The sequence below is a fragment of the Kribbella orskensis genome (genome assembly GCF_004342085.1).
Taxonomy (GTDB): Bacteria; Actinomycetota; Actinomycetes; order Propionibacteriales; family Kribbellaceae; genus Kribbella; species Kribbella orskensis.
In genome coordinates this window covers 762,157-776,506 of the sequence record NZ_SLWM01000002.1, presented here as the reverse complement: position 1 = coordinate 776,506, position 14,350 = coordinate 762,157, and the positions used below count along the sequence as shown (strand labels likewise).

The window sequence follows — 14,350 nt, the reverse complement described above, 5'->3', positions numbered from 1 at the left end:
GGCCGGTCATGCTTCGTGGTCGCCGCTGTGCTCGTCCATCAGGACCTTCCCGTCGTGGCGGATGGTCCTGATCCGCATACTCCCGTCGTGGAACTCGTGCTTGACCCGACGGCAGCCGCACGCGTACGTCATGTCGTCGAAGCGAAGACCCTCGAGGTCGTCGTCCCTGCTGCGATCACCGTCCACGAGCCGTCCGCAAGGGGCTCGCTCCGCGGTGAAGTGGGTAATGGTTCCGGTCATCACCAACCTCCTCGGCTGCCCGAATGTTTGTGACTCACATCACACATAGATAGTGCCCCTCGGACCTGCTCGCGGCAATGGCTGCGCTTGTTCGCAGACCCTGCTCAACCCAGGCCGGCCGGAGTACGTTTGAACTTTCAAGGTGATGCCCGCCCCGTTCCGGGTGCGGTGCGCCCGGCTCGACGGACACCACCTCCAGCCCCTCAGGCTGCAACGGAGGTAGGGACATGAGCAGCTGGAACCCGATGTCGTACGAGGGCAAGGAGACGATTCTCCGGGTGGTCCGGGACGAGGCCGAACAGTTCTTCGACCTGGTCGACAGCGAGGAAGCCTGGGAGGCGCCGACCGGTGCGGGCCACTGGCAGGTTCGCGACACCGTGGCACACATCGCCGACACCACCGAGGCGTACTTCGTCGCGTTCGACGCGGCCAGGGCTCATACCGAGGTGCCGGCGGCCTATGGTCTGCCGGGCATGGCGGAGCGGGTCGACAAGCAGGCCCTGGCGCTGCGCGACGTCCCCCGGACCGAGCTGGTCGAACGGCTTCGCGGCGACTTCGACAAGATCATGCAGACCTTCGACGCCCTCGGACCGGAGGATTGGGGCGGGCTGACCGTGCCGCACTTCTACATGGGCCCGTTGCCTTCGTTCTTCTTCCCTGCCTTCCAGTTGATGGACTACGGCGTCCATTCCTGGGATGTACGGCAGGGCACCGGCCGGGCGCACGGCCTGACCGGCGAGGCGGCCGACCTGCTCGTGCCCTTCATGTACGTCCTGTGGCAGTACACGACCGGAGTCAACGAGCCCTGCGAGCTGGGCATCCGGATCACCAGCGGCCCGAACGCCGGCGACACCCGGGTCCTGGTCAGGCCCGAGGGCATGTCGTACGAGACCGGAGAAGTGAACGACCTGAGTACGGTCCTCGAGTTCGACCCCGGCAGTTTCGTGCTGACCGCCTTCGGCCGGAGCAACTCCGGGACGATCCGCGGCGATCGGGCCGTCGCCGACCGCTATCTCAACCTGTTCTTCCGCATCTGAGCTGGAGTTCGGGACGCTGGATCGGCCGCGCTAGCGGGATCAGCGGACCAACGCGGACACCAGCGTCGCCGCCGTCTCCCGCAACCGCGCGGGGTCGCCGTACACCCGTTCCAAGACGGCGAGGGCGCGGGTGTGCGCGACGACAAGCCGCGCCGCCTCGCGCCGTTCCACCGTCAGGCCGGCTGCTGGCAACGCCTCGAACACCAACTCCTCCAGGTCATCGAGCAGCTTGCGTACGGCGTCCTCGACCGCGCCCGGGTCCGCCTCGACCGCAGTACGGGTGGAGAGGCAACCGCGTGACGGTGATCCGGTGGTGATCGAAGCGATGCAGCAGTCGAAGAACCGGAGCAACCCCTCGTGGGGATCCGACGGCTTGAGAGCGTCGGCGACCCGGGCTAGGAAGTCGTTCGCGAACTGCTCGAAGAGGCGGAGGAACAGTTGCTCCTTGCCGCCATACGCGTGATAGAGCGAGCCACGCTGTACTCCGGTCGCCGTGGCGAGGTCGAGCATCGACGTCGACCGGAAACCTTTCGTCCAGAAGACGTCGAGCGCCGCCGCGTACGCCTGCTGCTCGTCGAACTGCCGAACTCCGGCCATTAGGTCGTCAGTACGGCAGGCGTCGACCGCTCGACCCAGTTACGTACGAGGCTGCCGTCGCGGACCTCCCAGACGGCCGTCCCGGTGAAGCCGATCGGCTCGCCGATCGCCGCGCTGTGCAGGTAGCCGTAGTTCGTGCCGGTGATTCGCCAGCGCGAGGTGACCCGGCTGCCGTCGGCATTCTCGAACGTTTCCTCCACGTGCATGCGCAGGTCGGGAAGTTCGGCGAGGAACGCGGCCACCCAGGCCTTGAAGGCGTCCCGACCGACGATGTCGCGACCGCCGTTGGTGATCACGAAGTCCTCGACCACGAACCGGTCGACCGCCTCGGGGTCGTGCGCGTTCCAGACCTGCTCCCAGAACGCTTCGACGAGCTCGCTCGATGTCATCGGTGCTCCCATGTTTGACAGTGGTGTCAAACATACCTGATGCCCGGTCGGTGCGGTGCAGGACTGTCCAGCCTCTAGGGTGCAGGCCATGGCGACGGCGGAGCGGGCACCGAAGAAGCAGGCGGCACCGAAGAAGCAGCAGACGGCACCGGAGGACGAGGCGGTGAGCGCGACCGCGCCGGCCGCCGAGGTTCCGGTGGACGACCTGACGACGACGCAGCACGTGCTGACGATCGGGCGGCGGAAGCTGAAGTACACCGCCACCACCGGGCGGATCGTGCTGCGCCAGGAGGTGCTGACCGAGGGCAAGTTCGACGGGCATCTGCCGAAGGCCGAGGTGTTCCTGACCGCCTACACCCTCGACGACGCGGACGCCTCGGACCGGCCGGTCACGTTCGCGTTCAACGGTGGGCCTGGGTCGTCGAGTCTGTGGTTGCACATGGGACTGCTCGGCCCGCGACGCGTCGTCTCGGGTGATGCCGGCGAACTCGCGCCCCCGCCGTACGGGCTGGTGGACAACGCGGAGACGTTGCTGCGGCACAGCGACCTGGTGTTCATCGACCCGGTCTCGACGGGCTACTCGCGTGCGGTGGCAGGGGAGAAGCCGGGGGAGTACCACGGCTTCACCCGCGACCTGGAGTCCGTCGGCGAGGTGATCCGGCTGTGGACGTCGCGCAACGGCCGCTGGATGTCGCCGAAGTTCCTGGCCGGCGAGTCCTACGGTACGACGCGCGCCGCCGGGCTGGCCGCGCATCTGCAGGACCGGTACGGGATGTACCTGAACGGAGTGATGCTGATCTCCGCGGTACTGGAGTTCGGCACGCTGGACTTCACCCCGGGCAACGATCTGCCGTTCACGCTGTTCCTGCCGTCGTACGCCGCGGTCGCGCACTACCACGGGTTGATCCCGGACCGGGAACTGGCGGAGGTGCTCGCCGACGCGGAGCGCTTCGCGGCCGGCCGCTACCCCAATGCCCTTGCCCAGGGCAACCGGTTGCCGGCGGACTACCGGGCCGAGGTGCTCACCCGGCTGGCGGGGCTGACCGGTCTGTCGGAGGACTATCTCGACCGGGTGAACCTGCGGATCGAGCACACCCGGTTCTTCGCGGAACTGCTGCGTTCTCGCCGCCAGGTGGCCGGCCGGCTGGACGGGCGCTTCACCGGCTGGGACGCGGACGCCGGTGGCGAGGTGTCGACCGACGACCCGTCGTTCCGGGCGATCATCGGCCCGTACACGGCGGCGGTGAACCACTACCTGCGCGCGGAGCTCGAGTACCTCAACGACCTGCCGTACGAGATCATCAGCAGCCAGGCGGCCAAGGACTGGTCCTTCAAGGAGTTCGAGAACAGCCACGTCAGCGTCGCGGACAAGCTGGCCGAGGCGATGCGGGCGAACCCGCACCTGAAGGTGCACGTGGCGTCGGGACACTACGACTGCGCGACGCCGTACTTCGCCACCGAGCACACGATCGGCCGACTGCAGATCCCGGCGGAACTGCGCGACAACATCGAACTTCGTTACTACCCGGCGGGTCACATGATGTACGTCCACGAGCCGTCGCGGGTGCAGCAGTCCAAGGATCTCGCGGCCTTCATCCAGGGAGCCTCCAACCGATGACGTCCCTTCCGCCGGAAGTCGCCGAGACCACCACGCGTTATCTGGAACTGATCGACAAGGTGCTGCCGGACCAGGTGGTCGGCCTCTACCTGACGGGGTCGGTGCCGCTCGGCGACTTCCACCCGGCGTCGAGTGACATCGACGGCGTGGTCGTCGTCGCCGAGCCGATGACGGAGGTCGCCGCCGTCCGGTCGGTGCACGAGGAGTTGCCGGCCAAGCCCGCCTTCGACGTCACCTACCTGACCGCCGAGGACTTGGCGGTCGCGCCGGATCCCAGCAAGCCGGTCGTGTTCACCCTGGACGGCGTCTTCAAAGAAGCCCCGTACGGCGGTCCGGTCAGCCCGGTCCTCTGGTCGGAGCTGGCACGCCAGTCTCTGGCTGTACGGAGCGCGCCCGGCCTCACGATCCATGACGACCACCAGGCTCTCGTCGACTTCACCCGCGCCAACCTCACGTCGTACTGGACCCCGAGCTTCGACCAGCTCGAGGCAGCCGTCGCCGACAAGCCCGGCGACGAGGTCCTCCCCGACTGGATCCTCCCGTGGGTGGTCCTCGGCGTCCCCCGGCTCCACGCATTACTTGCCACCGGCAACATAATCTCCAAGACCGCCGCCGGCGAACACGCCCTCACCACCTTCCCCACCTGGACCGGCCTCATCACCCGCTCCCTGACCCACCGCTCCGGCCACCCCCAGCACTTCACCATCGCCGACGCCAAATCAGCAGTCCCCTACGGCCGCGAGGTAGTCACCACAGCCCTGGCCCTCTAGATGCTCAGGAGGGGTAGAGACGGAGGCCTGAAAGCGTGTGGTGGTCCAGTGACGCGTAGAAGGCTTCTGCGGTGTCGGTGACGAGGTCTACTCGGTGGGTGGCGGCGTCGCGGAGTACGGTCGCCGGGGGGTCACGGGAGGGTGAGGATCTCGGCGCCGGTGTCGGTGACGAGCAGGGTGTGCTCGAACTGGGCCGTGCGCGAGTGGTCCTTGGTGGTGGCGGTCCAGCCGTCGTCCCAGAGGTCGTAGTCGTAGGACCCGAGGGTGAGCATCGGCTCGATCGTGAACGTCATACCCGGCTCGATCACGTCGTCGAACCGCTCGTCGTCGTAGTGCGGGATGATCAGCCCGGAGTGGAAGGCGGTGGCGATGCCGTGCCCGGTGAAGTCGCGGACGACGCCGTAGCCGAAGCGTTTCGCGTACGACTCGATCACGCGGCCGATGATGCTGACCTGACGGCCGGGCTTCACCGCCTTGATGCCGCGGTTCAGCGCCTCGCGGGTGCGCTCGACCAGCAGCCGGCTCTCCTCGTCGACGTCGCCGACCGGGAAGGTCGCGTTGGTGTCGCCGTGCACGCCGTCGAGGAACGCGGTGATGTCGACGTTGACGATGTCGCCGTCCTCGAGCGGGCGGTCGTCGGGGATGCCGTGGCAGATCACCTCGTTCACCGACGTGCACAGCGACTTCGGGTAGTTGCGGTAGCCGAGGGTCGACGGATAGGCGCCACGCTCGACCAGGTAGTCGTGGCCGATCGCGTCCAGCTCATCCGTGGTGACACCGGGCTTCGCGGCGGCACCGACAGCCTCGAGCGCCTGCGCGGCGAGCTTGCCGGCGACGCGCATCTTCGCCACCAGCTCGGGCGCGGTGACGTAGGACCCGTCGTACGGCGTCGGCGCGGGCTTGTCGACGTAGTCCGGCCGGGGAATGGACGCGGGTACCGGACGGCGAGGCGAGATGATGCCAGGAGTGAGAAGCGACATGGTGAGATCATTCTAGTTAGCTGCGACAAGACTCCCGGGAGGTGGTCAGCGGTTATGGCCGACGATCACAGCAACGAGTGGTACTACAACGTCAAAACCGGCAAGGTCGAGCCTTACGACGGTGACCGGGCCGCGGAGCGACTAGGTCCCTACAGTTCGCCGGAAGAAGCGGCCCGGGCGCTGGAGAAGGTCCAGGAACGCAACGAGGCCTGGGACAACGACCCCAGGTGGAACGACGACTGACCATCACCTGAGCACGGCTGAGGGGCACCACCGCATTCGGTGGTGCCCCTCAGTGTCGTGGTGCGAGCTCGCGATCAGGCCTTCTTCGCCGCGGCCTTGCGAGCCGGGGCCTTCCGCGCGGTCGTCGCCCGCTTGGCGACGGTGTTGCGGGCCGGGGCCTTCGTGGCAGCCACCTTGCGGACGGGTGCCTTCTTGGCCGCGACCTTCTTCGCGGGTGCCTTCTTCGCTGCGACCTTGCGGGCCGGTGCCTTCTTGGCCGCGACCGTCCTGGCCGGCGCCTTCTTGGCGACGGTCTTCTTGGCCGTCGTCTTCTTGGCGGGGGCCTTCTTGGCCACGGTCTTCTTCGCGGTCGTCTTCTTGGCCGGCGCCTTCTTCGCGACGGTCTTCTTCGCCGTCGTCGCCCTCTTGACGGGGGCCTTCTTCGCCACGGTCTTCTTCGCCGGAGCCTTCTTGGCCGTCGTCTTCTTCGCGACGACCTTCTTGGCGGCGACCTTCCTGGCCGGGGCCTTCTTCGCCGTCGTCTTCTTCGCGACGGTCTTCTTCGCAGTCGTCGTCTTTGCGGCCGTCTTCTTGGCGGGGGCCTTGGAGACCGCCTTCTTCGCCGCACTCACCTTCTTCGTCACTGTCTTCTTCGCTGCGGTGACCTTGCGCGCGGTGGTCGCGGCGCTGGTCTTCTTGGCGACAGTCTTCTTGGCGGGAGAAGCCTTCTTGGCTGTCGCCTTCCCTGCGGCTGCCTTTGTGGCTGGCACTCTGCCTCCTTGGTGCGGCTGAGGAAAACCACGGTGGATTCCTCGTCGTCATGATGATGACAACACTTGGTGCGTACGTAAAGCACCCGAAACGTCAGCACGTTAAGGCGTCCCGGCGGCCAATCCGGGCGAAAAGTCCGAGAATCCTTGTAGAGAAGGGTTTCCGGTGCGCGTCGAGCTTGCCCGATGGGCCGTGAGATTTGTTGGCGACACGCGCAGAAAAACGGTGCCGAACAGCCGTTTCGCGGTGTCGCGGCGAAGTGTTGTCATCGGCAACCTCTCCTCACAGCACATGTCGAACGCACCTCGAAGGCACGGTGAACGCACCGTCGAACGGTCGTCGGAAGGGTCTGCGATGCTGTTGTGCAGCCGATCGAAGAGAGGTGCTGAACGCATGCACGACGACCAGCAAACGGTTGTCTCGTTGCCGTCGCGAGTGCGCCGGGTGGTGAGCATCGTGCCGTCGCTGACAGAGGCTGTCGCGGCAACGCACGCGCACTTGCTGATCGGTGCGACGGACTGGTGCACGCATCCCGCGGACCTCGACGTGACGCGCGTGCGCGGCACCAAGAACCCGGACGTCGAACTGATTCGCAACCTCGCGCCGGATGTCGTGATCGCGAACGCCGAAGAGAATCGCGACGCCGATCTCGACGCGTTGCGCGCGGCCGGGATCGCGGTCTGGGTCACCGCGCCGACGACCGTCGGCGAATCACTCGACTCACTGGAGCGAATGCTCTCGGCAATCACCGGCGAGATCCCGCAGTGGCTCGACAACGCCCGCGCGGTTTGGCGGACGCCGTACCGCGGACCGCGCCGGCGGGCGGTGATTCCGATCTGGCGGCGGCCGTGGATGGTTTTGGGACGCGACACCTTCGCCGGTGATCTGCTGCAAAGACTCGGCGTCGACAATGTCTTCGCGGATTCCCCGGAGCGTTATCCGAAGGTCGACCTGGACGCCTTACCGGAGTACGACCTGGTGGTGTTGCCGGACGAGCCTTACCCGTTCTCGCCCGCGGACGGGCCGGAGGCCTTCGAGCGGCCGAGCCGGTGTATATCCGGACGGCACCTGACCTGGTACGGACCGTCACTGGTGGAGGCCCGGTCACTGCTGATCGACCAGCTGCAGTGAGTTGCGACACGATGGCTGCGAGGTCAGGTAGACGGTTAGGGCAGGCTCACCTACGCTTGCCGGATGCCATCCATGACCGCGAAGAAGAAGTGCTGCAAGGACAAGCCGAGGTGCAAGAAGTGCCCGGTCGTCCTGAAGCGCCTGAGTGACGCCGGCTGCGCCGAGCGCCTCGACCTGCGGAACTACATCGTGGACAAGAAGCTCAAGAAGAAGGTCCTGAAGACGGCCCGCGAGCGCTGATCAGGACGCCTCGCGGTACCTGATCTCCTCGACCGCCTGCCGCAGCAGGTTCGGGATGGTGATGTGCGCGGCCTGTCCGGTCGCCTCCAGCTCGTCCGGGTGCCACCAGCCGTGATCGCTGATCGTCTCCAGCTCGAGCTGTTCCTGGTTGGCGAAGCTCACCTCGACGGCGTCGACGCCGACCGCGAAGAACGTCTGGTGCTGGATGATCGGGCAGCCGCCCCACTCGAACTCGATCTCGTTCGTCGCCACCGGCTCGCCCAGCTGGTCGGGGGGCAGCAGGATGCCGACCTCCTCGGGCAGTTCGCGGATCCCGGCCTGCTTCACCGTCTCGCCGGGCTCGACGCCACCGCCGATGGTGAACCAGTACGGCGTCTGCGGGCGCAGCGGGTCCCAGCCGTGCAGCAGCAGCACCTTGCCGTCCGGGCGGACAGGCAGGACGCGGGCCGTCTTGCGCCGGACGACGGTGCCAGGTGGTGGCAGGCGGGTATCAGTCACACCTCGAAACGCTACCGACCGCTTCGCACCTTCGAGTGTTCGTGCGGCGCGTCTCACATCGAGCGAGCGTGGCCGCGTTGGTCGCCGGTGAGACGATCGCAGCATGACTGCGCGGATCGGACTGGGACTGGCGGCAATCGGACGACCGGGGTACATCAACCTCGGACACGACCAGGACCTCCCGCCGGGCCGTGAGGTCGAGGACCTCCGCCGCCGGACGCACGAACTGCTCGAACAGGCCTGGAAAGCGGGTGTCCGGTACTTCGATGCCGCGCGCTCCTACGGTCTGGCGGAACAGTTCCTGGGGGCGTGGCTCACTCCCGAACGGCGTAGCGAGCTGACGGTGGGTTCGAAGTGGGGTTACACGTACGTCGCCGATTGGCGGCATGACGCGGACACCCACGAGGTGAAGGACCACTCGCTCGCGACCTTCGAGCGGCAGTGGCCCGAGACCCTGCAGGCGCTTGGTGGTCCGCCCGACCTCTACCTCATCCACAGCCTCACGACGGACAGCCCGGCTCTCGGCGACAAGGACCTGCTCGACCGACTCGCGAAGTTGGCGGATACCGGAGTACGGGTCGGGTTGTCGACGAGTGGTCCGCGCCAGGCGGAGACGTTGCAGAAGGCTCTGAAGCTCGGCGGCCCGTTCTCCGCGGTCCAGGCGACGTGGAACGTGCTGGAGACCTCGGTCGGCCCGGCGCTGGCCGAGGTCCACGACGCCGGCTGGTTCGTGGTCGTCAAGGAAGCCGTCGCCAACGGACGCCTCACTTCGCGGGCAGGCGAAACCCCCTTCAACGAGTTCGCCGCACAACACGGCGTCGCGCCCGACTCCCTGGCGATCGGTGCGGCCGCCGCCCAGCCCTGGGCTGACGTAGTACTGAGCGGCGCAACCACCGCCGAGCAACTGAAAAGCAACCTCGCACCCGAGAACCGCGGCCCACTCACAGAGTTCGTCCAGGAGCCCTACGAGTACTGGTCGGAGCGCTCGGCTCTTCCTTGGATCTAGGCCGCCCTGGATCCAGATCTGCGGGGGTCAGAAGGTGTGGTCGTCGGTGGGGAAGGTGCCGTTGGCTACTTCGGCGGCGTAGGTGGTGGCTGCGGTGGTGAGGATGCCGCGGAGGTCGGCGTACTGCTTGACGAAGCGGGGCATGGGGCCGGAGCGGAGGCCGGCCATGTCCTGCCAGACGAGGACCTGGGCGTCCGTGTCGCGGCCGGCGCCGATGCCGATCGTCGGGACCGGGATGCGCTTGGTGATCTCCGCGGCGACATCGCCCGGCACCATCTCCAGCACCACCGAGAACGCACCCGCCTCGGCCAGCGCGACCGCGTCGTCGATCAGCGCGGCCGCTTGGTCACCACGCCCCTGGACGCGGTAGCCGCCGATGCTGTGCTCGCTCTGCGGGGTGAAGCCGATGTGGGCCATCACCGGGATGCCGGCCTGGGTCAGCTTCTCGACCGCCGGTACGACGGTTCGGCCGCCTTCCAGTTTCACCGCGTGGACGCCGGCCTCCTTCATGAAGCGGACGGCCGTGTGGAACGCCTGCTCGGGCGACGCCTGGTACGAACCGAACGGCAGGTCCGCGACGACCAGCGCCCGCTCGACGGCGCCGGCGACCGCCCGCGCGAGCGGGATCAGTTCGTCGACGGTGACCCGCAGGGTCGACTCGTAGCCGAAGACGTTGTTCGCGGCGGAGTCGCCGACCAGCAGCACGGGGATGCCGGACTCGTCGAAGATCTCGGCGGTGTACTGGTCGTACGCCGTGAGCATCGCCCACTTCTCGCCGCGGTTCTTCATGTCGCGCAGGTGATGGATCCGGTACCTGCGCGGTCGCTTGCCCGCATCCGCCGGAGTACCGCCGGACGCGCCGCTGGTTGCCGAGGCGCCGGTCGAACCCGTGCTGTTGGTGACGGTGCCGGGAGTGCTGCCGGACGGCTGGGCACGACGGCCCGCACGGCGCGAGCCTGCCGCGTCCTGGCGGACCAGGCTGGGTGCGTCCTGCTGCACATCAGCACGACGGCGAGCCCCGGCGGGCCGCTGCTCGCTCGAAGGAGGTGCATTGCTCATAGGTGCGTTGCTCACAGGTGCATTGCTTTCGTACTCCGCTGACGGGTCCGACGGGTAACCGTTGGCCGCGCTGGCCGCGGGACTGGGTGGGATCGAACCGGGAGTCGGCGCAGGACCAGTCCAGCCCGTCGGACCCTGAGAGCTCGGTCCGGTCCTGGTCGCAGCGGGTTCGTTGGACGCCGCGGTGTTCGTCGGGTCGGCCGGGGCATTTGAAGCAGCGCCGCCTGCGGTCGGTCCGTTGGCCGGTTCGCTGGGAGCCGCGCTCGCAGGAGACGGGCTCGCAGCCGGGCCGTCGGGTGCCGGGTTGCCGGCGGACGGTTGCGCGGGGCCGGGCGGCGTCGTGCCGTTCGCGGCCTTCGGCTGAGGACCACCGGACGCGGGACCCGACGTCAGGCCGTTGGAACCACTGGAGCCCACACCGTTGGAACCCAAGCCGTTGGAACCCAGACCGTTCGAGCCCGGGCCGTGCGAGCTCAAGCCGTTGGAGCCGACACCGTGCGAGCTCAGCCCATTGGAGCCGGGGCCGTGCGAGCCGAGTCCGTTCGCCGAGGGGTTCGCGGCGGGCTGGGCCGGCGATGGCGGCGGGGTGGGAGTCGAGAGTCCGTTGGACTGCGACGAGCCTGGGGTGGCGTTGCTCCAGCCGTTGCTACTTGAGCCGTGCGGCGTCACACCGTTGCCGGCAGCACCGGGCGCACCCGGCCGCAGTCCCTGCCCGGGAGTACCGGTCTGTGCCGGTCCGCCTGGTTGCGCAGGGCCACCAGCCGGCGCAGGGCCACCAGGACCTGGCGCACCTGGACGGTTCTGCGGCTGACTTCCGGCGGCACCGGGAGCGAACGGGTTCTGCTGCGGCTGAGCCCGGAACGGACTCTGCTCCTGCTGCGACAACCGCTCCTGCGCGGCACGTTCCTGGGCGGCACGTTCCTGCGCGGCACGTTCCTGCGACACCCGCTCTTGGGTGGCACGCTCCTGAGCCGCCCGGTCCTGGGCAGCACGCTCCTGCGCGGCACGCTCACGAGCAGCCCGCTCCCGCACAGCCCGCTCCCGCACAGCCCGCTCCCGCACAGCCCGCTCCCGCACAGCCCGTTCCTGGGCAGCACGTTCTTGCGCAGCGCGTTCCTGGACGGCGCGTTCCTGTGCCGCGCGCTCCTGGGCCGCCCGCTCTTGAGCAGCCCGCTCCTGCTGAGCACGTTCCTGCAATGGACGTTCCTGCGTCGGCTCCTCGTACGGAGGCCGCGGCGCGAACGGCGACTCGTCGTACGACGGCTCGCGGTACTGCTCCCGGTACGGCGGCTCCCCGTACGACGGCTCGGTGTACCCCTGCTGATACCCACCGGCCGGCGGGTACTCCGGCTCCGGAGGCGGACCCGGCAGGAACGGCGACTTCGGCACGTACGGCTGCTGAGGCACGGGTCCACGCTCGTAGGACCGGGGCGCGTTCGGCAGCGACGGGGACGGGTCGAGGCCGTCCAGCGCCGTGGAGCGGTCGCGCCAGCCGTCGCCGGAACGGTCCGGTTCGGCATAGCCGTACTCCGAGCGGTGGGGCTCCTCGGTTGTCCGGTTCTTCGGTCCGGTCCCGTACGGCGCCGGCATCTCGTCATCGGCGTCGCCGTTGGTACCGGCCGACATGAAGTTGTCAACCATGCGCCCATCGTCCCACCGTTGCGGAGGGTGAGCGCTACCGCCCGTAGGTGAGTGCTCGCTCACACCGGACCGAGGCGGGTTCGGGTCGGCATCGATGCCGCGTTCGGGCAGGTCCCAGTCGTCCGCGGCGTCCGGAGACTCCGGCGGGAAGAACGGACTGTCGTTGAATGGGCGGTTACGCCAGGATCCGCTCAGGTCTCCGTCACCTTCCTCGCGTCCTCACGCCAAGCGTTCGTGATCGGCAGCCGCCGGTCCCGGCCGAAGGCCTTGTGGGTGATCTTCGGACCCGGAGGATACTGCCGTCGCTTGTACTCCGCTCTGTCGACCAGCTGGATCACCTTGCTGACGAGCTCCGTGTCGAAGCCGGCGGCGACGAGCTCCGCCGTACCGCGGTCCTGCTCGACGTAGTCGTCCAGCATGTCGTCGAGCAGGTCGTACGGCGGCAGTGAGTCGGTGTCGACCTGGCCCGGCCGGAGCTCGGCCGACGGCGGCTTGGCGATCGCGTTCTCCGGGATCGGCGGCTGCTGACCGCGTTCCTTCGCATCCGCGTTGCGCCACTTGGCCAGCCGCCAGACCACCGTCTTCGGCACGTCCTTCAGCGGCGCGTACCCGCCGACCGCGTCGCCGTAGATGGTGGAGTAGCCGACGGCCAGCTCAGACTTGTTGCCACAGGCAAGCACCAGGTGGCCGTCGGCGTTCGACAGCCCCATCCAGATCACCGCGCGTACCCGTGCCTGCAGGTTCTCCTCGGCCAGCCCGGTCAGCCCGAGCGTGTCGAGGAACGGCTGCACCATCGGCTGGATCGGCACCACCCGGTAGTTCAGCCCGGTACGCGCGGCCAGTTCGGCGGCGTCGTCCCTGGAGTGGTCGCTGGAGTAGACGCTCGGGTTGGAGATGCCGAACACGTGCTCGGCGCCGATCGCGTCGCAGGCGATCGCGGCCACCAGCGAGGAGTCGATCCCACCCGACAGCCCGAGCAGCACGGACTTGAACCCGTTCTTCTGGACGTAGTCGCGCAGCCCGGTCACGATCGCGCCGTACATCTCGGCCTCGTCGGACAGCCGCGGCGCCTGCGCGCCGGCGATCGGCTCGTACTCCGGCAGCGGGTCCTCGTGCAGCACGGTGTGCACGATGCGGATGCCCTCGTGCTCGCCGCCCGGCGTACCGGTGGGGGCGGCCAGGTCGAGGTCGACCACCATGCTGCCCTGCTCGAACTGCGGCGCGCGGGCGAACACTTTGCCCTCGGCATCGGCGATCAGCGAGTCGCCGTCGAAGACGAGCTCGTCCTGGCCGCCGATCAGGTTCACGTAGGCCAGCGGGCAGCCGGCCTCGCGGGCCCGGCGGCTGACCAGTTCACCACGGACGTCGTCCTTGTTCGCCTCGTACGGCGAGCTGTTCACCACCAGCAGGAGTCCCGCGCCGGCGGCGCGGGTGGCCGCCACCGGGCCGCCGTCCTGCCAGAGGTCCTCGCAGATCACCAGGGCGACGTCGACGCCGTGGATCCGGATCACCTGCAGGGTGTCGCCGGGGACGAAGTGCCGGAACTCGTCGAAGACGCCGTAGTTCGGCAGGTGGTGCTTGACCGCGCTGGCGACCACCTCACCCTGGTGGATCACGGCCGCGGAGTTGGTGGGGGATCCCTTCGGGCGCCCCAGCCGATCGATCCCCATTGCCGTACCGGTGGCGCGGTCGAGGTAGCCGCAGATCACCACGATCTCGCCGAGACCCTCCTCGGCCAGCCGGGCCGCGAGCTTGCGCAGCTTGACCTGGGACGCCGTGACGAACGACTGGCGCAGGGCCAGATCCTCGACCGGATAACCGGTCAGCGCCAGCTCCGGAAAGGCGACCACGTGGGCGCCCCGCTCGACGGCGTTGCGCGTCCAGGAAACGATCTTGTCGGTATTCCCATCGATGTCACCGACCGTCACGTTGAGCTGAGCGAGAGCAACCCGAAGCTGAGGCACGGGAGCACCCTACTGGTCGGTCGACCCTCTTTCGACCAAGGCTGCAGGATCTTGACCATTTCTGCGCGAGCGCACAGACGAAGGTCGCGGCGGCCGATACTTTGTGCGGCTGCCGGACCGCCGCGCAGCCGCTTCGGTGGGGGAGTGACGGCCGATCACCCAGGCCGTGGCGGCTGTCGGTCGTGTG

The 14,350-nt window shown here is 68.2% G+C and carries 15 protein-coding genes; 7 read left to right on the top strand and 8 right to left on the bottom strand.

Annotation, left to right across the window (positions count from 1 at the left end; genetic code table 11):
- Positions 1 to 6: 6 nt before the first annotated feature.
- Positions 7 to 240, bottom strand: coding sequence for a hypothetical protein (locus EV644_RS08625; protein WP_132187708.1), 234 nt, complete (start codon positions 238 to 240; stop codon positions 7 to 9).
- A 227-nt stretch (positions 241 to 467) separates the two neighbouring features.
- Between EV644_RS08625 and EV644_RS08620 the strand changes: the two genes are divergently transcribed.
- Positions 468 to 1,277 (top strand): maleylpyruvate isomerase N-terminal domain-containing protein, encoded by an 810-nt coding sequence (locus tag EV644_RS08620; RefSeq protein WP_199239692.1) that lies wholly within the window; start codon positions 468 to 470, stop codon positions 1,275 to 1,277.
- A 39-nt stretch (positions 1,278 to 1,316) separates the two neighbouring features.
- Here the strand turns inward: EV644_RS08620 and EV644_RS08615 are convergent, their stop codons facing one another.
- Together EV644_RS08615 and EV644_RS08610 are read right to left on the bottom strand one after the other, a co-directional pair.
- Entirely contained in the window at positions 1,317 to 1,874 is a 558-nt protein-coding gene (locus EV644_RS08615; RefSeq protein WP_132187709.1) for a TetR/AcrR family transcriptional regulator, read from the bottom strand.
- Complete coding sequence (locus tag EV644_RS08610; RefSeq protein ID WP_199239691.1) at positions 1,874 to 2,263, bottom strand: ester cyclase; 390 nt, start codon at positions 2,261 to 2,263, stop codon at positions 1,874 to 1,876. Before EV644_RS08610 ends, EV644_RS08615 begins: the two co-directional genes overlap by 1 nt.
- Before the next feature lie 88 nt (positions 2,264 to 2,351).
- Here EV644_RS08610 and EV644_RS08605 point away from each other — a divergent pair, with 88 nt between their 5' ends.
- Both EV644_RS08605 and EV644_RS08600 read left to right on the top strand, forming a co-directional pair.
- Positions 2,352 to 3,881, top strand: a complete 1,530-nt coding sequence (locus tag EV644_RS08605) for a S10 family peptidase (protein ID WP_132187711.1) — start codon at positions 2,352 to 2,354, stop codon at positions 3,879 to 3,881.
- Complete coding sequence (locus EV644_RS08600) at positions 3,878 to 4,651, top strand: nucleotidyltransferase domain-containing protein (RefSeq protein ID WP_132187712.1); 774 nt, start codon at positions 3,878 to 3,880, stop codon at positions 4,649 to 4,651. The genes EV644_RS08605 and EV644_RS08600 overlap by 4 nt, the downstream gene beginning before the upstream one ends.
- Before the next feature lie 131 nt (positions 4,652 to 4,782).
- Here the strand turns inward: EV644_RS08600 and map are convergent, their stop codons facing one another.
- On the bottom strand, positions 4,783 to 5,631 hold the full coding sequence (gene map / locus EV644_RS08595) for a type I methionyl aminopeptidase (RefSeq protein WP_132187713.1): 849 nt from the start codon (positions 5,629 to 5,631) through the stop codon (positions 4,783 to 4,785).
- Between the two features lie 54 nt (positions 5,632 to 5,685).
- Here map and EV644_RS08590 point away from each other — a divergent pair, with 54 nt between their 5' ends.
- On the top strand, positions 5,686 to 5,874 hold the full coding sequence (locus EV644_RS08590) for a hypothetical protein (protein WP_132187714.1): 189 nt from the start codon (positions 5,686 to 5,688) through the stop codon (positions 5,872 to 5,874).
- A gap of 74 nt (positions 5,875 to 5,948) precedes the next feature.
- Here the strand turns inward: EV644_RS08590 and EV644_RS08585 are convergent, their stop codons facing one another.
- Positions 5,949 to 6,623 carry a histone H1-like repetitive region-containing protein gene (locus EV644_RS08585; protein ID WP_132187715.1) on the bottom strand — a complete coding sequence of 225 codons (675 nt, stop codon included), beginning with the start codon at positions 6,621 to 6,623 and terminating at the stop codon, positions 5,949 to 5,951.
- Positions 6,624 to 7,017: 394 nt separating this feature from the next.
- Here EV644_RS08585 and EV644_RS08580 point away from each other — a divergent pair, with 394 nt between their 5' ends.
- Together EV644_RS08580 and EV644_RS44415 are read left to right on the top strand one after the other, a co-directional pair.
- A complete protein-coding gene (locus EV644_RS08580; RefSeq protein WP_132188312.1) occupies positions 7,018 to 7,755 on the top strand; it encodes a helical backbone metal receptor in 738 nt (245 codons plus the stop codon).
- A gap of 63 nt (positions 7,756 to 7,818) precedes the next feature.
- Entirely contained in the window at positions 7,819 to 7,995 is a 177-nt protein-coding gene (locus EV644_RS44415; protein ID WP_158292769.1) for a hypothetical protein, read from the top strand.
- Here the strand turns inward: EV644_RS44415 and EV644_RS08575 are convergent, their stop codons facing one another.
- Positions 7,996 to 8,493 (bottom strand): NUDIX hydrolase, encoded by a 498-nt coding sequence (locus tag EV644_RS08575; RefSeq protein ID WP_132187716.1) that lies wholly within the window; start codon positions 8,491 to 8,493, stop codon positions 7,996 to 7,998.
- Between the two features lie 103 nt (positions 8,494 to 8,596).
- Here EV644_RS08575 and EV644_RS08570 point away from each other — a divergent pair, with 103 nt between their 5' ends.
- Positions 8,597 to 9,499 (top strand): aldo/keto reductase, encoded by a 903-nt coding sequence (locus tag EV644_RS08570; RefSeq protein WP_132187717.1) that lies wholly within the window; start codon positions 8,597 to 8,599, stop codon positions 9,497 to 9,499.
- A gap of 27 nt (positions 9,500 to 9,526) precedes the next feature.
- Here EV644_RS08570 and panB read toward each other — a convergent pair whose 3' ends face one another.
- Both panB and EV644_RS08560 read right to left on the bottom strand, forming a co-directional pair.
- On the bottom strand, positions 9,527 to 12,199 hold the full coding sequence (panB, locus tag EV644_RS47700) for a 3-methyl-2-oxobutanoate hydroxymethyltransferase (protein ID WP_241997936.1): 2,673 nt from the start codon (positions 12,197 to 12,199) through the stop codon (positions 9,527 to 9,529).
- A gap of 191 nt (positions 12,200 to 12,390) precedes the next feature.
- Positions 12,391 to 14,163: an NAD+ synthase gene (locus tag EV644_RS08560; protein ID WP_132187718.1), complete on the bottom strand. Its 1,773-nt coding sequence runs from the start codon at positions 14,161 to 14,163 to the stop codon at positions 12,391 to 12,393.
- Positions 14,164 to 14,350: the final 187 nt, after the last annotated feature.

Excerpts from the sequence above, each read along its gene's own strand:
- EV644_RS08625 (WP_132187708.1), bottom strand. The coding sequence starts at position 240 with ATGACCGGAACCATTACCCACTTCACCGCGGAGCGAGCCCCTTGCGGA.
- EV644_RS08605 (WP_132187711.1), top strand. The coding sequence starts at position 2,352 with ATGGCGACGGCGGAGCGGGCACCGAAGAAGCAGGCGGCACCGAAGAAG.
- panB (WP_241997936.1), bottom strand. The coding sequence starts at position 12,199 with ATGGTTGACAACTTCATGTCGGCCGGTACCAACGGCGACGCCGATGAC.
- EV644_RS08570 (WP_132187717.1), top strand. The coding sequence starts at position 8,597 with ATGACTGCGCGGATCGGACTGGGACTGGCGGCAATCGGACGACCGGGG.
- EV644_RS44415 (WP_158292769.1), top strand. The coding sequence starts at position 7,819 with ATGCCATCCATGACCGCGAAGAAGAAGTGCTGCAAGGACAAGCCGAGG.
- EV644_RS08580 (WP_132188312.1), top strand. The coding sequence starts at position 7,018 with ATGCACGACGACCAGCAAACGGTTGTCTCGTTGCCGTCGCGAGTGCGC.
- map (WP_132187713.1), bottom strand. The coding sequence starts at position 5,631 with ATGTCGCTTCTCACTCCTGGCATCATCTCGCCTCGCCGTCCGGTACCC.
- EV644_RS08620 (WP_199239692.1), top strand. The coding sequence starts at position 468 with ATGAGCAGCTGGAACCCGATGTCGTACGAGGGCAAGGAGACGATTCTC.
- EV644_RS08600 (WP_132187712.1), top strand. The coding sequence starts at position 3,878 with ATGACGTCCCTTCCGCCGGAAGTCGCCGAGACCACCACGCGTTATCTG.
- EV644_RS08615 (WP_132187709.1), bottom strand. The coding sequence starts at position 1,874 with ATGGCCGGAGTTCGGCAGTTCGACGAGCAGCAGGCGTACGCGGCGGCG.
- EV644_RS08610 (WP_199239691.1), bottom strand. The coding sequence starts at position 2,263 with ATGACATCGAGCGAGCTCGTCGAAGCGTTCTGGGAGCAGGTCTGGAAC.
- EV644_RS08590 (WP_132187714.1), top strand. The coding sequence starts at position 5,686 with ATGGCCGACGATCACAGCAACGAGTGGTACTACAACGTCAAAACCGGC.